Here is a 1,514-nt window from a genome sequence, read left to right on the forward strand (position 1 = left end):
GTTGTTGCGTAGTGCTGGGTGACCAGGACGGCTGGGGCACAAATAGGTTGTCAAAGGCCGAGTCGATTTTGGGGACTGGGATGTCCCAAAATCTATCACGAGGCCGAAGACACGCTTGTCGTCGATCCCGTGGACAACCGGGAATACTTCTTCAGCCATTTTGAACCTTTCTGGGCAAACCGCTTGTTTCCCTGTTTTGATCAGCCGGACCTGAAAGCGAGCTTCAGCGTTACCGTGGAAGCACCTGATGACTGGCAGATCATCAGCAACACGCTGGCCACGAAGACCGGGAACGGCGATCTCAGCCGACATGAGTTCGCCCGGAGCAGGCGTTTCTCCACCTACCTGTTTGCCCTGGTGGGTGGCCCTTTTGCTGTATTTGAAGACCGCCGGGCGCGCATTCCCAGCAGGCTGTTCAGTACACAGTCCATGTCTGCTTACGTGGATGCGGAAAATATCTTCGAGGTCACACGGCAGGGTTTTGATTTCTACGGGAAATACTTCGGTATTCCCTATCCCTTTGGGAAATATGACCAGATATTCGTTCCCCATTTCAATGCGGGTGCCATGGAGAATGTGGCAGCCGTCGTCATCAAAGAAGACGCCTATCTGTATCGTGAAACACCCCTGCCTTCCAGGATGCAAAAGCGTGCCAATACCATTCTGCACGAAATGGCTCACATGTGGTTTGGCGATATCGTAACCATGCGTTGGTGGAATGACCTGTGGCTGAATGAGAGTTTTGCAACCTTCATGTCATACCTGGCACAGGTAGAGGGCACGCCAGACAAGCATGCCTGGCAGCAGTTTTCCAGTAGCATGAAGAACTGGGCCTACTGGCAGGATCAGCTGCCCACCACGCATCCCATCGAAACACGGGTTGAAGATACACTGAGTACCTTCGACAACTTCGATGGTATCACTTATGGCAAGGGTGCCTCCGTACTCAAGCAGCTGGCTTTTTATGTCGGCAGTGAAGCTTTCCGCAAGGGTGTTTCTTCCTATCTGAAGAAACATGCCTGGAAGAATGCCGAGCGCAAGGACTTCACGGATGCGATCGGTCAGGCTGCCGGGATGAACCTGGATGGCTGGACGAAACTCTGGCTGCAGAAATCAGGCATCAATACGCTGGTGGCAGATTATGATGTGGATGCGCAGGGCAGGATATCTCGCTTCGAATTGCTCCAGGGCAAGGGCAATGGTGATGCGGTGCTGCGCCCTCATCGCCTGCAGGTGGCGCTGTTTCATGACCGTGAGGGAAAACCCGGGCTGGAGAAAACCGTCACGGTCAACGTCACTGGCGAGCGGACAGCAGTCGATGACTTGGTGGGAGAACCGGCACCTGATTTTGTGTATCCGAACTACGGTGATCATGCCTACGCAAAATTCTACCTGGATGGTAACTACTCACCCCTATCAGCATAGAGCTGTCCCGAAAAGGCCATTTGAATGGCGACCAGCGGATTGTATCCCTGATTTGCCATGGTCTGCAGGTAACTGGAGATGCGGCAATA

General features: G+C 53.4%; 1 protein-coding gene. It reads left to right on the forward strand.

The genetic code is table 11. From position 1 onward, the window contains the following. Positions 1-129: 129 nt before the first annotated feature. On the forward strand, positions 130-1,425 hold the full coding sequence (locus ACOCD2_RS19520; protein WP_419582372.1) for a M1 family metallopeptidase: 1,296 nt from the start codon (positions 130-132) through the stop codon (positions 1,423-1,425). Positions 1,426-1,514 lie beyond the last annotated feature (89 nt).

It is taken from the genome of Thiolapillus sp. (genome assembly GCF_048562965.1).
GTDB lineage: Bacteria > Pseudomonadota > Gammaproteobacteria > Chromatiales > Chromatiaceae > Thiolapillus > Thiolapillus brandeum_A.